At 69.4% G+C, this 17,167-nt stretch carries 12 protein-coding genes; all 12 read left to right on the plus strand.

Going from position 1 to position 17,167, the window contains the following annotated elements:
• Positions 1-3,705 (plus strand): Rne/Rng family ribonuclease (locus IEZ15_RS04675; protein WP_229845739.1); only part of this gene is annotated, 3,705 nt, incomplete at its 5' end.
• Positions 3,706-4,255: 550 nt separating this feature from the next.
• Positions 4,256-4,663, plus strand: coding sequence for a YciI family protein (locus tag IEZ15_RS04680; RefSeq protein WP_114244472.1), 408 nt, complete (start codon positions 4,256-4,258; stop codon positions 4,661-4,663).
• An 8-nt stretch (positions 4,664-4,671) separates the two neighbouring features.
• Entirely contained in the window at positions 4,672-5,856 is a 1,185-nt protein-coding gene (locus tag IEZ15_RS04685; RefSeq protein WP_189274704.1) for an RNA polymerase sigma factor, read from the plus strand.
• A gap of 720 nt (positions 5,857-6,576) precedes the next feature.
• On the plus strand, positions 6,577-6,897 hold the full coding sequence (gene rplU / locus IEZ15_RS04690) for a 50S ribosomal protein L21 (RefSeq protein WP_030921216.1): 321 nt from the start codon (positions 6,577-6,579) through the stop codon (positions 6,895-6,897).
• Positions 6,898-6,911: 14 nt separating this feature from the next.
• Positions 6,912-7,169 carry a 50S ribosomal protein L27 gene (rpmA, locus tag IEZ15_RS04695; protein ID WP_018103204.1) on the plus strand — a complete coding sequence of 86 codons (258 nt, stop codon included), beginning with the start codon at positions 6,912-6,914 and terminating at the stop codon, positions 7,167-7,169.
• A 162-nt stretch (positions 7,170-7,331) separates the two neighbouring features.
• The gene (gene obgE / locus IEZ15_RS04700; RefSeq protein WP_189274446.1) at positions 7,332-8,768 is read left to right on the plus strand and encodes a GTPase ObgE; all 1,437 of its coding nucleotides are present in this window, start codon (positions 7,332-7,334) and stop codon (positions 8,766-8,768) included.
• Positions 8,769-9,057: 289 nt separating this feature from the next.
• Positions 9,058-10,557 (plus strand): bifunctional cytidylyltransferase/SDR family oxidoreductase, encoded by a 1,500-nt coding sequence (locus IEZ15_RS04705; RefSeq protein WP_189274448.1) that lies wholly within the window; start codon positions 9,058-9,060, stop codon positions 10,555-10,557.
• A gap of 132 nt (positions 10,558-10,689) precedes the next feature.
• Entirely contained in the window at positions 10,690-12,735 is a 2,046-nt protein-coding gene (locus IEZ15_RS04710) for a hypothetical protein (RefSeq protein WP_189274450.1), read from the plus strand.
• Between the two features lie 139 nt (positions 12,736-12,874).
• Entirely contained in the window at positions 12,875-14,101 is a 1,227-nt protein-coding gene (locus IEZ15_RS04715; protein WP_189274452.1) for a glycosyltransferase family 2 protein, read from the plus strand.
• Between the two features lie 129 nt (positions 14,102-14,230).
• A complete protein-coding gene (locus IEZ15_RS04720) occupies positions 14,231-15,301 on the plus strand; it encodes a glucose-1-phosphate thymidylyltransferase (protein WP_114244466.1) in 1,071 nt (356 codons plus the stop codon).
• Complete coding sequence (rfbB, locus tag IEZ15_RS04725) at positions 15,298-16,284, plus strand: dTDP-glucose 4,6-dehydratase (RefSeq protein ID WP_189274455.1); 987 nt, start codon at positions 15,298-15,300, stop codon at positions 16,282-16,284. The genes IEZ15_RS04720 and rfbB overlap by 4 nt, the downstream gene beginning before the upstream one ends.
• Positions 16,281-17,165 (plus strand): dTDP-4-dehydrorhamnose reductase, encoded by an 885-nt coding sequence (gene rfbD / locus IEZ15_RS04730; RefSeq protein WP_114244464.1) that lies wholly within the window; start codon positions 16,281-16,283, stop codon positions 17,163-17,165. The genes rfbB and rfbD overlap by 4 nt, the downstream gene beginning before the upstream one ends.
• Positions 17,166-17,167 lie beyond the last annotated feature (2 nt).

The raw sequence follows: 17,167 nt of genomic DNA on the forward strand, positions 1-17,167 counted from the left end.
GCCCGTCGTCGTGCGGTGCGCAAGGCGACTGCTCCGGCGGGTGCGCCGCAGGCCGCCGAGGTCGTGGAGGTTGTGGAGCCCGTCGCGAGTGCCGAGGCCGCCGAGCCCGAGGCCGAGGTCGTGGAGGCGCCGCCTGCGCGTGCCCGTCGTCGTGCGGTGCGCAAGGCGACTGCTCCGGCGGGTGCGCCGCAGACCGCAGAGGTCGCCGAGGCCACCGAGACCGCTGCAGAGCCCGAGGCCGAGGTCGTGGAGGCGCCGCCTGCGCGTACGCGTCGTCGTGCGGTGCGCAAGGCGACTGCCCCGGCGGGTGCGCCGCAGGCAGCCGAGGCCGTCGAGATCGTCGAGGAAGCCACGCACGTGGCGAGTGCCGAGGCCGCCGCAGCCGCCGAGCCCGAGGCCGCCGCGCCGCGTGGCCGCACCCGGCGCAGGGCATCGGCTCCGGCCGGTGCGCCGCAGCCCACCGAGGCCCCGGCCGAGGCTGCCGCACCGGCAGAAGCAGTAGCGGAAGAAGCCGTCACCGAGGCCGTCGAGGCCCCGCGCGGACGTCGTCGTGTCGTGCGCAAGGCGACCGCTCCGGCGGGTGCGCCGCAGGCCGCCGAGGCCACCGCCGAAACCGGCGAGGGCCTGCCCGAGGCCGCTGCCGAGGAGCCGGCCGCCGAGCCCGCCGAGGTCGAGGACGCCGCACCACGCGGCCGTCAGCGCCGCCGGGCCACCGCCGCCGCGGGCCGGCCCGAGTTCACCGGCAAGGTCGAGGAGCCCGTACGCAAGAGCCGTCGCGCGACGCGCCCCGCCGTGGCCGTGTTCCAGGCGCCGGTCTTCGCCGAGCCGATGTTCCAGACCCCGGAGACCGCGGCCGCCGCCGCTGCCGCTTCGCGCCACGAAGAGGTCGAGGAAGAGACCGAGACGGTCGAGGAGCCGACCGCCACCACCGAGGCCCCGGCCGCCGAGGCCGCGCCGCAGGCCGGTTCGCGCCGCCGTCGCCGCCGTCGCGGTGAGGCCGCCGAGCCCGAGCCGGCCGCCGCTGTCGAGGTGGAGGAGCACGCCGAGGAGGAGCCCGAGCCGGAAGGCGAGGCCGAGGCCGAGCGCGAGGGCGAGGAGACGGACGAGTACGGGGACCGGCCTTCGCGCCGTCGCCGTCGCGGAGGGCGTCGCCGCCGTCGTGGCGAGACCACCGAAGGTGACGAGGCCGCGGAGCAGTTCGGCGAAGAGGCCGCCGCCGAGCACGCCGAGGAGGACCAGGAGCACGCTCAGGAGGCTGAGGAGGACGAGGACCACGAGGCGTCCTTGGCCGGATCCAGCAGCAGCCGTCGCCGCCGTCGCCGTCGCCGTCGCAGCGGTGATGTCCCGTCCGACGCCGACAGCGGTACGGACGACCCGGAGCGTACGGTCGTCAAGGTCCGCGAGCCCCGCAAGAAGGAAGAGCGGGAGCCCGGCACCGGCTTCGACGAGGTCCAGTCCATCAAGGGCTCGACCCGTATGGAGGCGAAGAAGCAGCGCCGCCGCGAGGGCCGTGAGCAGGGCCGCCGTCGCGTCCCGATCATCACCGAGGCCGAGTTCCTGGCGCGCCGCGAGGCCGTCGAGCGCGTGATGGTTGTCCGCCAGAACGGCGAGCGCACCCAGATCGGTGTCCTCGAGGACAACGTGCTCGTCGAGCACTACGTCAACAAGGAGCAGGCCACCAGCTACGTCGGCAACGTCTACCTGGGCAAGGTGCAGAACGTACTGCCGTCCATGGAGGCCGCCTTCGTCGACATCGGCAAGGGCCGCAACGCCGTCCTGTATGCCGGTGAGGTGAACTTCGAGGCGCTCGGCATGGCCCACGGGCCGCGCCGTATCGAGACCGCGCTCAAGTCCGGTCAGTCCGTCCTCGTCCAGGTGACCAAGGACCCGATCGGCCACAAGGGTGCCCGCCTGACCAGCCAGGTCTCGCTGCCCGGCCGCTACCTGGTCTATGTGCCCGAGGGCTCGATGACCGGCATCAGCCGCAAGCTGCCCGACACCGAGCGGGCCCGGCTGAAGACCATCCTCAAGAAGATCGTTCCCGAGGACGCGGGCGTCATCGTCCGTACCGCGGCGGAGGGCGCGAGCGAGGACGAGCTGCGCCGCGATGTCGAGCGGCTGCAGCAGCAGTGGGAGGACATCCAGAAGAAGTCGAAGAGCAGCGGCAGCTCCAACGCGCCGACCCTGCTCTACGGCGAGCCGGACATGACTGTCCGGGTCGTCCGCGACATCTTCAACGAGGATTTCTCCAAGGTCATCGTCAGCGGCGACGACGCGTGGGAGACCATCCACGGTTACGTCTCGCAGGTGGCGCCGGACCTGACGGACCGCCTGTCGCGGTGGACCTCCGAGGTCGACATCTTCGCGACGTACCGGATCGACGAGCAGCTCATGAAGGCGCTGGACCGGAAGGTCTATCTGCCGAGCGGCGGCTCGCTGGTGATCGACAAGACCGAGGCGATGGTTGTCGTCGACGTCAACACCGGCAAGTTCACCGGTCAGGGCGGCAACCTCGAGGAGACCGTCACCAAGAACAACCTGGAGGCGGCCGAGGAGATCGTGCGCCAGCTGCGGCTGCGCGACCTCGGTGGCATCGTCGTCGTCGACTTCATCGACATGGTGCTGGAGTCCAACCGGGATCTGGTGCTGCGGCGCCTGCTGGAGTGCCTGGGACGCGACCGTACGAAGCACCAGGTCGCCGAGGTCACCTCGCTGGGCCTGGTCCAGATGACCCGTAAGCGGGTGGGCCAGGGACTGCTGGAGTCCTTCTCCGAGACCTGTGTCCACTGCAACGGGCGCGGTGTGATCGTGCACATGGAACAGCCGACCTCGGTCGGTGGCGGCGGCAACGGCAAGCGTTCCAAGAAGCGCGGCCGGGGCGTCGTGGACCACGAGCACGTGGCGGAGATCGAGGCCGAGATCGAGGCCGAGATCGAGACCGAGGCCGAGGTGGCTGCCGAGGTGGCCGCCCCGGTGGCGCTGCCCGAGCCGGAGTTCGTCCCGGACGAGGAGCTGTACAGCAGCCCCGCCGAGGCCGAGGCAGCCGCCTCGCGAGGCCGCGGCCGGCGCCGCGCGACGCGTAAGGCAACGGCCCCGGCCGGCGCCCCGAAGGCCGCGGCAGCACCCGCTCCGGTGGTCGAGCCGGAGCCGGTCGTGGTCGTGGAGCCCGAGCCGGTCGCCGAGACCCCGGTGGCCGCCGAGGCCCCTCAGGGCCGTACGCGCCGTCGGGCGACCCGGAAGGCGACCGCCCCGGCGGGCTCGCCGGCCCCGGCCGAGCAGGTCGAGGAACTGGTATCGGTGGCGGCCCCGGTCGCCGAGGCCCCGCAGCCCGAGGCCGCACCCGAAGAGGTGGCCCCCGAGGCCGCCCCGCCGCGTGCCCGTCGCCGGGTGACCCGCAAGGTCACCGCCCCCGCGGGCTCGCCCGCAGGAGCGGACGCCGCAGAGGTCGTCGTGGTGACCGGTTTTGTCGAGCCGAAGCCCGACGCCGAAGCCGCGGAAGCGGAGGCCCCGGCAAAGAAGGCGGTGCGCAAGACCGCGAAGAAGGCCACCGCCAAGAAGGCAGCCACCAAGAAGGCGGCTGCCAAGACGACCGCTGCCAAGAAGACCGCTGCGAAGAAGACGACGGCCAAGAAGGCAGCGGCGAAGAAGACGGTTGCCGCGGAGCAGTCGCCGCAGCCTTCCGTCTCGGCCGACACCGAGAGCTGACCAGCCGGTCGCAGGAGCAATGAAGGAGGTGCGGGCCCCTCGGGGGCCCGCACCTCCTTCATTGCATTGCGCTGATTGACAAGCGGTGCTTTTCTCCAGATCTCATTGCAGGCGTCCGCTTGATCAGTTCGGCGGTCGCGCCTGGCGTGATTTCGGTGTCCCCCGACAGGCTGACCGCCCAGTCCACCGATTCCCGACTGGTGAGCTCGGCCCGCGGCGGCGCGAAACCGTGCTCCTCGGTCCAGGTCCCTCGACGACACGGGTTCGGGGCGGCGCCAGATCCGCTTGCGCCACCACACCCGCACCGGTGTGCCGAAGGACGGGGCGTCGTGCAGGGCCTGGACGTGCCGGCCGTGGCCGACCGCGACCACCCCGCAGTCCGGACAGCCGGTCAGATCGGTGTCGGACCCGACGTCCAGTACTCGGCTCACCCAGGCTGGTCTGCGAGAGCCGAAAAGATTCGTACGGCGATGTCGAGAACCCGTGACCGGCTCCGTCCCCGCAATGAACGCGACCAGAATGGGTCGCACCAGTACCGAGGAGAAACACGATGGCCAAGTACTTGCTGCTCAAGCACTACCGCGGGGCCCCGGCTTCGGTCAACGACGTGCCCATGGACCAGTGGACACCGGAGGAGATCTCGGCGCACATGCAGTACATGAACGACTTCGCGGCCCGGCTCGAGAAGACCGGCGAGTTCGTCGACGGTCAGGCGCTCGCCCCCGAGGGGACGTTCGTCCGGTACGACGGCGAGGGGCGCCCGCCGGTCACCGACGGCCCGTTCGCCGAGACCAAGGACCTCATCGCCGGCTGGATGGTCATCGACGTCGACAGCTACGAGCGCGCCATCGAGCTGGCCGGGGACCTGTCGGCCGCCCCCGGTGCGGGCGGCAAGCCGATCCACGAGTGGCTCGAAGTGCGCCCGTTCCTGGCCTGCCCGCCCACCATCACGGAGTGACCTCCCAGATGAACGAGGTCCTGCTCCGGAGCCTCACGCCGAGCGTGCTCGGGATCCTCGTCCGCCGCGGAGCCGACTTCGCGGCGGCCGAGGACGCCGTGCAGGACGCGCTGGTCGAGGCGGTCCGCGTCTGGCCGGCCGACCCCCCGCGGGACCCGAAGGGCTGGCTGGTCACCGTGGCCTGGCGCCGGTTCCTCGACGCGACCCGGGCGGACGCCGCCCGCCGTCGGCGTGAGGACCTCGTCGACGAGGAGCCGGCGCCCGGGCCCGCCGCCGCGGTGGACGACACGCTCCAGCTCTACTTCCTGTGCGCCCACCCGTCGCTGACGCCGTCGTCCGCGGTCGCGCTCACGCTGCGCGCCGTCGGCGGGCTGACCACCCGCCAGATCGCCCAGGCCTACCTGGTGCCCGAGGCGACCATGGCGCAGCGCATCAGCCGGGCCAAGCGCACCGTCTCCGGCAATGGGGTATCCCCTGCTCGAGCGAAGCCGAGAGCTCGGGGAAGGTTCGACCAGCCCGGCAACGTCGCCACCGTGCTGCGCGTCCTCTACCTGGTTTTCAACGAGGGCTACTCCGGCGATGTCGACCTCGCCGCCGAGGCCATCCGGCTCACCCGGCAGCTCGCGGCCGCGATCGACCACCCCGAGGTGGCGGGGCTGCTCGCCCTCATGCTGCTCCACCACGCCCGGCGTGCCGCCCGGACCGCGCCCGACGGCAGCCTGGTGCCGCTCGCCGAGCAGGACCGCGGCCGGTGGGACACCGAGTCGATCGCCGAGGGCGTCGGGATCCTGCAGGCGGCCCTCGCCCGCGACCGGCTGGGCGAGTTCCAGGCCCAGGCCGCCATCGCGGCACTCCACGCCGACGCGCCCACCGCCGAGGAGACGGACTGGGTGCAGATCGTCGAGTGGTACGACGAGCTGGCGCGCCTGACCGACAGCCCGGTCGTCCGGCTCAACCGGGCGGTGGCCGTCGGCGAGGCCGACGGGCCGCGCGCCGGCCTGGCGGAGCTCGCGGCGCTGGACGACTCACTGCCCCGCCACGCCGCGGTGGCGGCGTACCTCCACGAGCGCGACGGCGACCTGGCGACGGCGGCACGCCTGTACGCCGAGGCGGCCCACAAGGCACCCGACCTCGCCGAGCGCGACCACCTGACGCGCCAGGCCGCCCGGCTCAACGCCCGCCGGTGTCGCTGACGAGTCGCGCTCGTCTTTTCCCGCGGCACCGACGCGGCCCGTGGCCAGAGCGGTCGCCTCAAATCGAGTAGGCGGGTCGAGACCAGCCGCACGACGCGTTGCCGGCGGGGAAGCTCAGCGGCGACGACATGGGCGCTGGAGGCGTGGTGTCTCAATAGACCCGCCCGCTGAAGCTGACCCATCTGCGACGGTTCGGCTGCCTGAAAAGCGGCTCACCCGGGCTCATCTCGAAGAGTCAGATTATTGATGTATGACCGGATTCAGTCAAAGGATCGAACTTCCCCGTCCGGAAGCACGAATTGGTGCTTGCGCTTGCAATATTTCAAGACATTCCGGGGGTCGCCGGCCGATTTCTTGGATTGTATTTTCTCGGTCGTCGCGACCAAATCCTTGGCGCGGATCCGGAGCGTCATCTCCGAGCTGTGGGGCGAAGGGTCTGCCCGTTGGGAATGAGTGGCGCCCAGTGGTGGAGGCGCCGGCCCCCGCGGCCGGCCCGCCATCGCCGCAGCCCGCGCCGGGGCGGGCCTGGTTTGACCCCCTGAGGGTGGCCCCGTAACCTTGACCCTCGGCGTGTTTCCCATGCGCGCCCACCCCTGAGCACATTCCTCCTGGTGGCTCGTCCGTCAGGAGAGGCCGCTCATCCTTCCGGATCGTCGCGGGCTTCGGCCTGTGCGGGCGGCTGGCATCAGGGGATCCGTTCCGAGCGAGAGAGAGATCCGCGTGTACGCCATCGTGCGCAGCGGTGGCCGCCAGCACAAGGTTGCTGTCGGTGACATCGTTGAGGTTGACAAGATTTCCACTGCCCAGGTTGGCGACACGGTCGAGCTCTCGACCCTGCTCGTGGTCGACGGCGACGCCGTGACCAGCGACCCGTGGGTGCTGGCCGGGATCAAGGTCCAGGCCGAGGTCGTGGACCACCACAAGGGCGCGAAGATCGACATCCTTCGCTACAAGAACAAGACCGGCTACCGCCGTCGCCAGGGTCACCGTCAGCAGTACACGGCGATCAAGGTCACCGGTATCCCCGCGGCTGCGAAGTAAGGGACTGAGGAGACATGGCACACAAGAAGGGCGCATCGTCCACCCGGAACGGGCGCGATTCCAATGCTCAGCGGCTCGGCGTGAAGCGCTTCGGCGGTCAGGCCGTCAACGCCGGTGAGATCCTGGTCCGCCAGCGTGGCACCCACTTCCACCCGGGCACGGGCGTCGGCCGTGGTGGCGACGACACGCTGTTCGCACTCGCCGCCGGTGCGGTCGAGTTCGGCACGCACCGTGGCCGCAAGGTCGTGAACATCGTTCCGATCGCCGGCTGATTTTCGGCGCTCGTCGAGCGGTTTCTGCGGAGGCGGACCTCACTTCCCGTACGGGAAGCGGGTCCGCCTTTCGCGTGTTTCTCCCATGAGAGACGGCTTTCTCCCATGCGGGGACAGCGCGAGTGAGACATTTCTGCATGTACGTAACTGGAGGTTCCAACCATGACCACCTTCGTGGACCGCGTCGAGCTGCATGTCGCCGCGGGTAACGGAGGCCACGGCTGTGCCTCCGTTCACCGTGAGAAGTTCAAGCCGCTCGGCGGCCCGGACGGCGGCAACGGCGGCCGTGGCGGTGATGTGACCCTGGTCGTCGACCAGGACATCACCACGCTCCTCGACTACCACCACAGTCCCCACCGCAAGGCCACCAACGGCCAGCCCGGTGCCGGCGACCACCGCTCCGGCAAGGACGGCCAGGACCTCGTCCTGCCGGTTCCCGACGGCACGGTCGTGCTCGACAGGAACGGCAACGTACTGGCCGACCTGGTCGGTCAGGGCACCACGTTCGTCGCCGGACAGGGTGGCCGCGGCGGCCTCGGCAACGCCGCGCTGGCCTCCGCCCGGCGCAAGGCCCCCGGCTTCGCGCTGCTCGGCGAGCCCGGTGAGGCCCGGGACATCGTCCTGGAGCTCAAGACCGTCGCCGATGTCGCGCTGGTGGGCTACCCGAGCGCCGGCAAGTCCTCGCTGATCTCCGTCCTGTCGGCGGCCAAGCCGAAGATCGCCGACTACCCCTTCACGACCCTCGTCCCCAACCTCGGCGTGGTCACCGCGGGCAGCACCGTCTACACCATCGCCGACGTCCCGGGCCTGATCCCGGGCGCCAGCCAGGGCCGGGGACTCGGCCTGGAGTTCCTGCGGCACGTGGAGCGCTGCTCGGTGCTCGTGCACGTCCTGGACACCGCGACCCTGGAGTCGGACCGCGACCCGGTCTCCGACCTCGACATGATCGAGGAGGAGCTGAAGCAGTACGGAGGCCTGGAGGACCGGCCCCGCATCGTCGTCCTCAACAAGATCGACATCCCGGACGGCCAGGACCTCGCCGACATGATCCGCCCGGACCTGGAGGCGCGCGGCTACCGTGTCTTCGAGGTGTCCGCCGTCGCCCGTACCGGCCTGAAGGAGCTCTCCTTCGCGCTCGCGGGCGTCATCGCCGAGGCGCGTGCGGCCAAGCCCGTGGAGGTGGCGACCCGTATCGTCATCCGCCCGAAGGCCGTCGACGACGCGGGCTTCACCGTCATGCTGGAGGAGGACGGCATCTACCGGGTGCGCGGCGAGAAGCCGGAGCGCTGGGTCCGGCAGACCGACTTCAACAACGACGAGGCCGTCGGCTACCTGGCGGACCGCCTCAACCGTCTCGGTGTCGAGGACGAGCTGATGAAGGCCGGCGCCCGGGCGGGCGACGGCGTGGCCATCGGCGCCGAGGACAACGCGGTCGTCTTCGACTGGGAGCCGACCGTGGCCGCGGGTGCGGAGATGCTCGGCCGTCGTGGCGAGGACCACCGTCTCGAAGCGCCGCGCCCGGCAGCACAGCGCCGTCGTGACCGTGAGGCGGAACGCGACGAGGTGCAGCGCGAGTTCGACGACTTCAACCCGTTCTAGACCGTGCACCGGCCGCCGGACGGGCTTGTTCCGCAAGCCGGTCCGGCGGCCTGGCCCTGCTCTCCCCGCCGCACACCCGGCGGAGCCGAATCCCGCTCAAGGGTGATTGATGCCGCTCAGCCGTGTGGCGTCGGTCACCTGGTCGGGAAGCGCCAATTCCGGTATATGCCCTGATCGCAAGGCGACGGAAGGTTTCGATACGGCGTGCAGTGGCTGACGTCCGCCTTGCGAGACGGTAACGGAGAGTGCAACCATCGCTGTATCTCCCAGCCCTCAAGGTAGGTCGTCTGTGTCTGCTCAGCACATAGCCAAAGCCCGAACCACAGCAGTCGTGCTCGCCGGCGGTACCGGCCAGCGCGTGGGTCTGTCCATTCCCAAGCAGCTGCTGAAGATCGCAGGCAAGGCCGTCATCGAGCACACGCTGTCGATCTTCCAGCAGGCCGACTCCATCGACGACGTCATCGTGCTGATGGCTCCGGGCTATGTGCCCGACGTGGAGAAGATCGTCGCCAAGGCCGGACTCACCAAGGTCACCAGGGTGATCGAGGGCGGCTCCACCCGCAACGAGACCACCGAGCGCGCCATCGCGGCCCTCGGTGAGGGCCTGGCCGAGGGAGAGGACCGCAACGTCCTCTTCCACGATGCCGTGCGCCCCCTGCTCTCGCAGCGCGTCATCAAGGACTGCGTCGACGCCCTGGACCGCTACCAGGCGGTCGATGTCGCCATCCCGTCCGCGGACACGATCATCGTGACCCGCACCCACGGCGGCGACGGAGAGTTCATCACCGACGTGCCCGACCGCTCCCGGCTGCGCCGCGGCCAGACGCCGCAGGCCTTCAAGCTCTCCACGATCCGCCGGGCGTACGAGGTCGCCGCGAGCGACCCGAACTTCCAGGCCACCGATGACTGCTCGGTCGTCCTGAAGTACCTCCCCGACGTGCCGATCTACGTGGTCGCGGGCGACGAGTACAACATGAAGGTCACCCAGCCGGTCGACGTCTTCATCGCGGACAAGCTCTTCCAGCTGGCCTCCACGGCCGTCCCGCAGCCGACCGACGACGCCGCCTACCGTGAGCTGCTCACCGGCAAGACCCTCGTCGTCTTCGGCGGCTCGTACGGCATCGGCGCGGACATCGCGGCGCTCGCCGAGTCCTACGGCGCCTCCGTCTACGCCCTGGGCCGCTCCACCACCGGTACGCACGTGGAGAACCCGGAGCACGTCGACGACGCGCTCTCCAAGGCGTACGCGGACACCGGTCGCGTGGACTACGTGATCAACACCGCGGGCGTACTCCGCATCGGCAAGCTGGCCGAGACGGACAGCACGACCATCCAGGAAGCGCTGAACGTCAACTACCTGGCGCCCGTGCAGATCGCCCGTGCCTCGTACAAGTACCTCGCCGAGACCAAGGGTCAGCTGCTGCTCTACACCTCCAGCAGCTACACCCGGGGCCGCGCCGAGTACAGCCTCTACTCGTCGACCAAGGCCGCCATGGTGAACCTCACCCAGGCGCTCTCGGACGAGTGGGCGGGCGACGGAGTGCGGGTGAACTGCGTGAACCCCGAGCGCACCGCCACCCCGATGCGCACCAAGGCGTTCGGCGACGAGCCCGCGGGCACGCTGCTCTCCTCCGAGGCGGTCGCCAGGACCTCCCTCGACGTCCTGCTCTCCGAGATGACCGGCCATGTCATCGATGTACGGCAGCAGGACCCGACCCGTGGCGCCTCCGAGGCATCGGGCTTCGAACAGGCGCTGGCCGCTGTCCTGGACCGACAGGCCGATGTGTAATACTGCGTGACAATCGACTAATCGGACCCCTGTAGGCGCCCAGCGCGGACTGCAGGGGTCCGAATTCGTGAAGCTCAGCCTTCACACTTCCCTCGTAAGGTAAACAGTCGGCACCATCGGGAGCGGTACTTCGTGATTTCGAAAGCCATTCGCTTGGCTCGGGTGGGCAGCGGTTCGGAGCTGGCCGCGGCGCTCCTGGTGGCTGTGGGGTTCCCGTGCATCATGCTCGCGGCGATAATCCCCAATCTCTGGTTCTTCGCCGCGGCGACCGCGACCACTTATCTCGCGGACCGGTATCTGCACCACTGCGGCAGCTATCTGATCAACCGGCTCGCCGCTGTCCGGGCGGGGCTGTCGATCCGATTCCTGGTCCGCCAGCTGCTGCTCATCCTGCTGCTCTCCCGTATGGGATACGGCGAGCAGACACTCTTCTACGTGACGGTCGCCTGCCTGCTGGCCTTCTACGGACTCCAGGCGCCGCAGAGCGCGATGGTCACCCTCATCCGACTGCGACGCAAGCTTCCGGTGGTCACCCGCAACATCGACCTCGGGTCGGTGCGGATAGGGGACGCCCCGCCGCAGGGCCTGATGAACCGGCCCGCGGAGAAGATGCTGCACCTGGACGTCTTCTCGATGGTGGGTGTGCTGGTCGCGGTCGAGACCGGTGAGAGCGCCATCGCCTATGCCGGCCTCGGCCTCACGCTCGTCCTCGCGGTCGGCTACCTGGCAGCGCTTCTGCCGTACGTCCGGCCGAGCCGGCTCGTACCGCCGGAGACCAAGGTCCTCAAGGCGGTGGGCGACTGGCTCGCCGAGTACCGGCCGACCGTGATGCTGTACTTCTCCGGCTCCAAGGACTCGGCCTACCAGGTCAACATGTGGCTGGAGACGATGGCCCAGCTCGGCGGGCGGCCGCTGATCTTCCTGCGTGAGCGCAACATCGTCCCGCAGCTGGCCACGACGTCGGTGCCCGTGCTCTGTGTGCCCGGTGGCGTGCACCTGATGAATCTGGACCTCTCGTCGGTACGGGTCGCGTTCTACGCAGCCAACGTCGGCAAGAACATCCACCTGCTCCGGGTGCCGACGATGAAGCATGTCTTCATCGGCCACGGCGACAGTGACAAGCTGGCCAGCGTCAACCCGTACAGCAAGGTCTACGACGAGGTGTGGACCGCGGGCCGGGCCGGCCGCGACCGTTACGCGCTGGCCGATGTCGGTGTGCGCGACGAGGACATCGTCGAGGTGGGCCGCCCGCAGCTGGCCACCATCCAGCCGTGGTCCGGGGCGCCGAAGAACCCGATCCCGACCGTGCTGTACGCCCCCACCTGGGAGGGCTGGGACGACAACCCGGGCAATACGTCGCTGCTGCTGGCCGGCGAGAACATCGTCAAGCGACTGCTGGACTCGGAGAAGCCGATCCGGCTGCTCTACAAGCCGCACCCCTTCACCGGCACTCGCAGCGCCAAGGCCAAGGCTGTGCACCTGCGCATCACCGCGATGATCGAGCAGGCCGCCGCCCAGCGCGCCACCGACCCCCGCTGGGCGAAGGAATCGGCCGCTCTGCAGGGCGAGCAGGCCGAGGCCCGGGCCGAGCTGGCCCGTATCGAGGCACGCCTCGCCGAACTCTCCAGCGGTGGCCGCACCGCCCGGGACGAGGCGGAACTGTCCCGGGACTCGCTGGCCGACCCGGCGCGTGAGGCCGAGACCGCGAGGCTCAAGGACGAGTGGAACGCTGCCTCCTGGCGCGCACAGGGGTGGTGGGAGCACAGGGTCATCACCGGATCCGAGATGCGGCTGTACGACTGCTTCAACGAGTCGGACGCCATGGTCTCGGATATCTCCAGTGTGGTGTCCGACTTCATCGCGAGCGGCAAGCCGTACGCGGTCACCGACTCCGCCGCGCTGGGCGAGGAGGAGTTCTGCCGGCAGAACACCGCGGTACGCGCCGCAGTGATCCTCTCCAATTCGGCGACCGAGCTGGACGCCCTGCTCGACGCGGTGACGGACCCCGCTGCGGACACGTTGGCGCAGGCCCGGCGAGAGCTGAAGCAGTACCTCCTCGGCCCGGACGAGCCCACGTCCCTCATGCAGTTCGACGCGGCTGTGAAGGCGCTCGCGGCCAAGTCCGAGGCGCGGAACGTCGGGGTGGCGAAGAGCCTGGGTGAGCCGGTGGGCGGCTGAGAGTCCGCCACCCGCCGTACACGATCGAGCAGGGCCCGGCACACTCCCGGAGGGTGTGCCGGGCCCTTGTGATGAGTATCACCACGCCGACGTGCGGCCCGGGACAACCAACGGAGCGGTCCGACTGTCTTGTGCCTGTGTGAACGAGACGCAAATTCCTGACGTAACTGTGGTTGTCGGCGCGTATGAGGCGATGCCCTATCTCGTCCGCTGTCTCGAATCGGTGGAGGCGCAGACCCTCGGCGCGAACCGGATCGAAATTGTTGCGGTCGACGACGGATCGACCGACGGCACAGGCGAGTACCTGGAGCAATTCGCAGCCCGGTCCCAGGTCCCGACCCGAGTTATCAGACAGAAGAACTCCGGCGGTCCCAGTGGCCCGCGCAACGTGGGTCTCGGTATGGCGCGCGGCCGCTATGTGTTCTTCCTGGACGCCGACGACTACTTCGGGGACGAGGCTCTGGAGCGCATGGTGGCCATGGGCGACCGGGCCGGCACCGATGTGGTCCTCGGCAAGGTGGTCGGCGTGAACCGGGGTGCGCCGAAGTCGATGTGGAGAGCGACCAAGGAGCGAGTCGACGTCTACAACTCCAAGGTCATTTACACGCTGAGCGCACAGAAGCTCTTCCGGCGTGAATTGCTGGAGCGGCTCTCCCTGAGATTCGATGAGAACCTCAAGACCGGTGAGGACGCTCTCTTCACCATGGAGGCATATCTGCGTGGTGCCGGGATTTCCGTGATATCCGATTACGTCTGCTATTACCTGGTGGGTCGTGACGACGGGAAGCATGTCACGAAGAGCGGCACCTATGAATGGCGCTTCGATTCGATGCGCGCCATGATGGCGCTCATCCACCGGATCGAGCCCGCAGGGCCGAAGCGGGACTTCCTGATGATCCGTCCTTTCACTGTCGGGATGCTGCAGCAGTTCGGCCCCGTCGTGCTGAAGGATTCGGAGGATGTCCGGCGGCACAAGATGGAACTCGCGGCGCCGCTGATGGAGGAGTACTGGAACGACGGAGTGGCCCGGCTGATCAAGGTGGGCGAGCGGCTGCGGCTCGCCTGCGTGGCACAGGGCCGTATGGACCTGCTGATCGACGTGCTGCGCTACCTCCGGGCGAAGACGGTCCCGGATGTGGTCAGCTCACGCAAGGGTGACAAGCTGTACCTCGCCTACCCGCACTTCCGCGACAGGTCGGCCGGTCTGGCCGACTCCGATTACGAAGTCACCGTGCCCGACTGGCGCGACGGCAAGCGCATCGAGCAGCCGGAGGCCGCCGCCCGCCGAGCCTCGCTGTCCAGGCGTGTGGCGCGCAGGATGCGCCGTGACGTACGTCGCTGGAAGTCCCGGCTGAACGCGGGTTAGCAGCCGCCTCTCCACCGTCCGAGCCGCACACCCGGCCCGTGCGGTCGGTACACCGAAATGCTCAGTAAAATTCGCTCGGACGTCGCGCTCCCGCGACGGGACCGACATCTCACCCTGGGGACTGGTCACGTGAAGGCTCTCGTACTATCCGGAGGGGCTGGCACCCGCCTGCGTCCCATCACACACACCTCGGCCAAGCAACTGGTGCCCGTGGCGAACAAGCCCGTGCTGTTCTACGGCCTGGAAGCCATCGCGGAAGCGGGTATCACCGAGGTCGGCATCATCGTGGGCGACACCGCCCCCGAGATCCGCGAGGCGGTCGGTGACGGTTCCGCGCTCGGTATCGAGGTCACCTACATCCCGCAGGACGAGCCGCTCGGCCTCGCCCACGCGGTGCTGATCGCCCGCGACTTCCTGGGCGACGACGACTTCGTCATGTACCTCGGCGACAACTTCATCGTCGGCGGGATCACCGGTCTGGTGGACGAGTTCCGCGCGGACAAGCCCGACGCGCAGATCCTGCTGACGCAGGTGCCCAACCCGACCTCCTTCGGTGTCGCGGAGCTCGACGCCGACGGCCGGGTGGCGTCCCTGGAGGAGAAGCCGAAGGAGCCCAAGAGCGATCTGGCGCTCGTCGGCGTCTACCTCTTCACCCCCGCCATCCACGAGGCGGTCCGCTCGATCGAGCCGTCCTGGCGCGGCGAGCTGGAGATCACGCACGCCATCCAGTGGCTGATCGACCAGAAGCGCGACGTGCGCTCCACCACGATCCGTGGCTACTGGAAGGACACCGGCAACGTCACCGACATGCTGGAGGTCAACCGGACCGTCCTGGAGGCCGTCGAGCCGTTCCAGGAGGGTGCCGACGTCGACGCGGACAGCGAGATCATCGGCCGGGTCCGGATCGAGCCGGGCGCCAAGGTCAGCGGCAGCCGCATCGTCGGGCCCGTGATCATCGGCGCCCGGTCGGTGATCAGCGGGGCGTACGTGGGCCCGTTCACCTCGGTCTCGGAGGACTGCCGGATCGAAGACAGCGAGATCGAGTACTCCATCGTCCTGCGGGGCGCCTCCATCGCCGGTGTCCGCCGAGTGGAGGCGTCACTCATCGGCCGTGACGTCGAGGTGACCCCCGCGCCCCGTTCCCCGTCCGCCCACCGACTCGTACTCGGCGACCACAGCAAGGTGCAGATCTCTTCATGACCACCAACATCCTGGTGACCGGCGGTGCCGGCTTCATCGGCTCGCACTATGTCCGTACGGTGCTCGGCCCCGAGGGCCCCGGCGACATCGCCGTCACCGTGCTCGACAAGCTCACCTACGCGGGCAACCCGGCCAACCTCGACGAGGTGCGCGACCACCCCGGTTTCAGGTTCGTGCAGGGCGACATCTGTGATCCCGAGCTGGTCTCCAAGCTGATGGCCGAGCACGACCAGGTGGTGCACTTCGCCGCCGAATCGCATGTGGACCGCTCCATCGACGGCGGCGCCGAGTTCGTCCGTACGAACGTCGTGGGCACCCACACCCTGATCCACGCCGCGCACCTGGCCGGTATCAAGACCTTCGTGCACATCTCCACCGACGAGGTCTACGGCTCGATCGACGAGGGCTCCTGGCCCGAGACCGATCCGCTCGCGCCCAACTCGCCCTACTCCGCGGCCAAGGCGTCCAGCGACCTGATCGCGCTTTCGTACCACCGCACCCACGGCCTCGACGTGCGGGTGACCCGCTGCTCCAACAACTACGGGCACCACCACTTCCCCGAGAAGGTCATTCCGCTGTTCGTCACCAACCTGCTGGACGGCAAGACGGTCCCGCTGTACGGCGACGGCGCCAACGTCCGCGACTGGCTGCACATCGACGACCACGTCCAGGGCATCGAACTGGTCCGTACGAAGGGCCGACCCGGTGAGGTCTACAACATCGGCGGCGGCACCGAGCTCTCCAACAAGGAGCTGACCGGTCTGCTGCTGGACGCCTGCGGTGCCGACTGGGACACCAGCGTCACCTACGTCGAGGACCGCAAGGGCCACGACCGCCGCTACTCGGTCGACTGCACCAAGATCCGCGAGGAGCTCGGTTACGAGCCCAGCAAGGACTTCCGCACCGGCCTCGCCGAGACTGTGCAGTGGTACCGCGACAACCGTGCCTGGTGGGAGCCGCTCAAGGACCGGGCCGCGCTGTGAGCGCCGTCTGGCTGGTCACCGGAGCCGCCGGGATGCTGGGCCAGGACGTCCTGGCCCGGCTCGCCCGTGAGGGCATCACCGCGGTCGCCGCGGACCGTGCGGCCATGGACATCGCGGACCCCGGATCGGTGCGCGCCGGCTTCGACGAGCACCGCCCCGCCGTCGTGGTGAACTGCGCCGCCTGGACCGCTGTCGACGACGCCGAGTCCCAGGAGGACGCCGCGCTGCGGGTCAACGGCACGGGCCCCGAGGTCCTTGCCGCGGCCTGCCGTGAACACGGGGCCGTCCTCCTCCAGGTCTCGACCGACTACGTATTCGCCGGCGACGGCGAGAAGCCGTACGCCGAGAACGGCCCCACCGGACCGCGCAGCGCCTACGGCCGCACCAAACTGGCCGGCGAGCAGGCCGTGCTCGACACCCTGCCGGACACCGGTTACGTGGTCCGTACCGCCTGGCTGTACGGCGCGGGCGGCGGCAATTTCGTCCGTACGATGATCAAACTGGAGGGCATCAAGGAGACCCTCGACGTGGTGGACGATCAGCGCGGACAGCCCACCTGGACCGTCGATCTGGCCGACCGGCTGGTCAGGCTCGGGCAGGCCGCCCTCGCGGGCACCGCCCCCGCGGGTGTCTACCACGGCACCAGCGGCGGCGAGACGACCTGGTTCGGCTTCACCCGGGAGATCTTCCGGCTGCTCGGCACCGACCCTGCGCGCGTCCGCCCCACCACCAGCGAGGCGTTCGTACGGCCGGCCCCCCGTCCCGCTTTCAGTGTGCTGGGACACGACCGCTGGGCAGAGGCCGGGATCGACCCGATCCGGGACTGGCGGGCGGCACTGGAAGAGGCATTCCCGGCACTCGTCGCGGCAGAGCGGTCGTGATC

The organism is Streptomyces atratus (assembly GCF_014648655.1).
Lineage (GTDB): Bacteria > Actinomycetota > Actinomycetes > Streptomycetales > Streptomycetaceae > Streptomyces > Streptomyces atratus.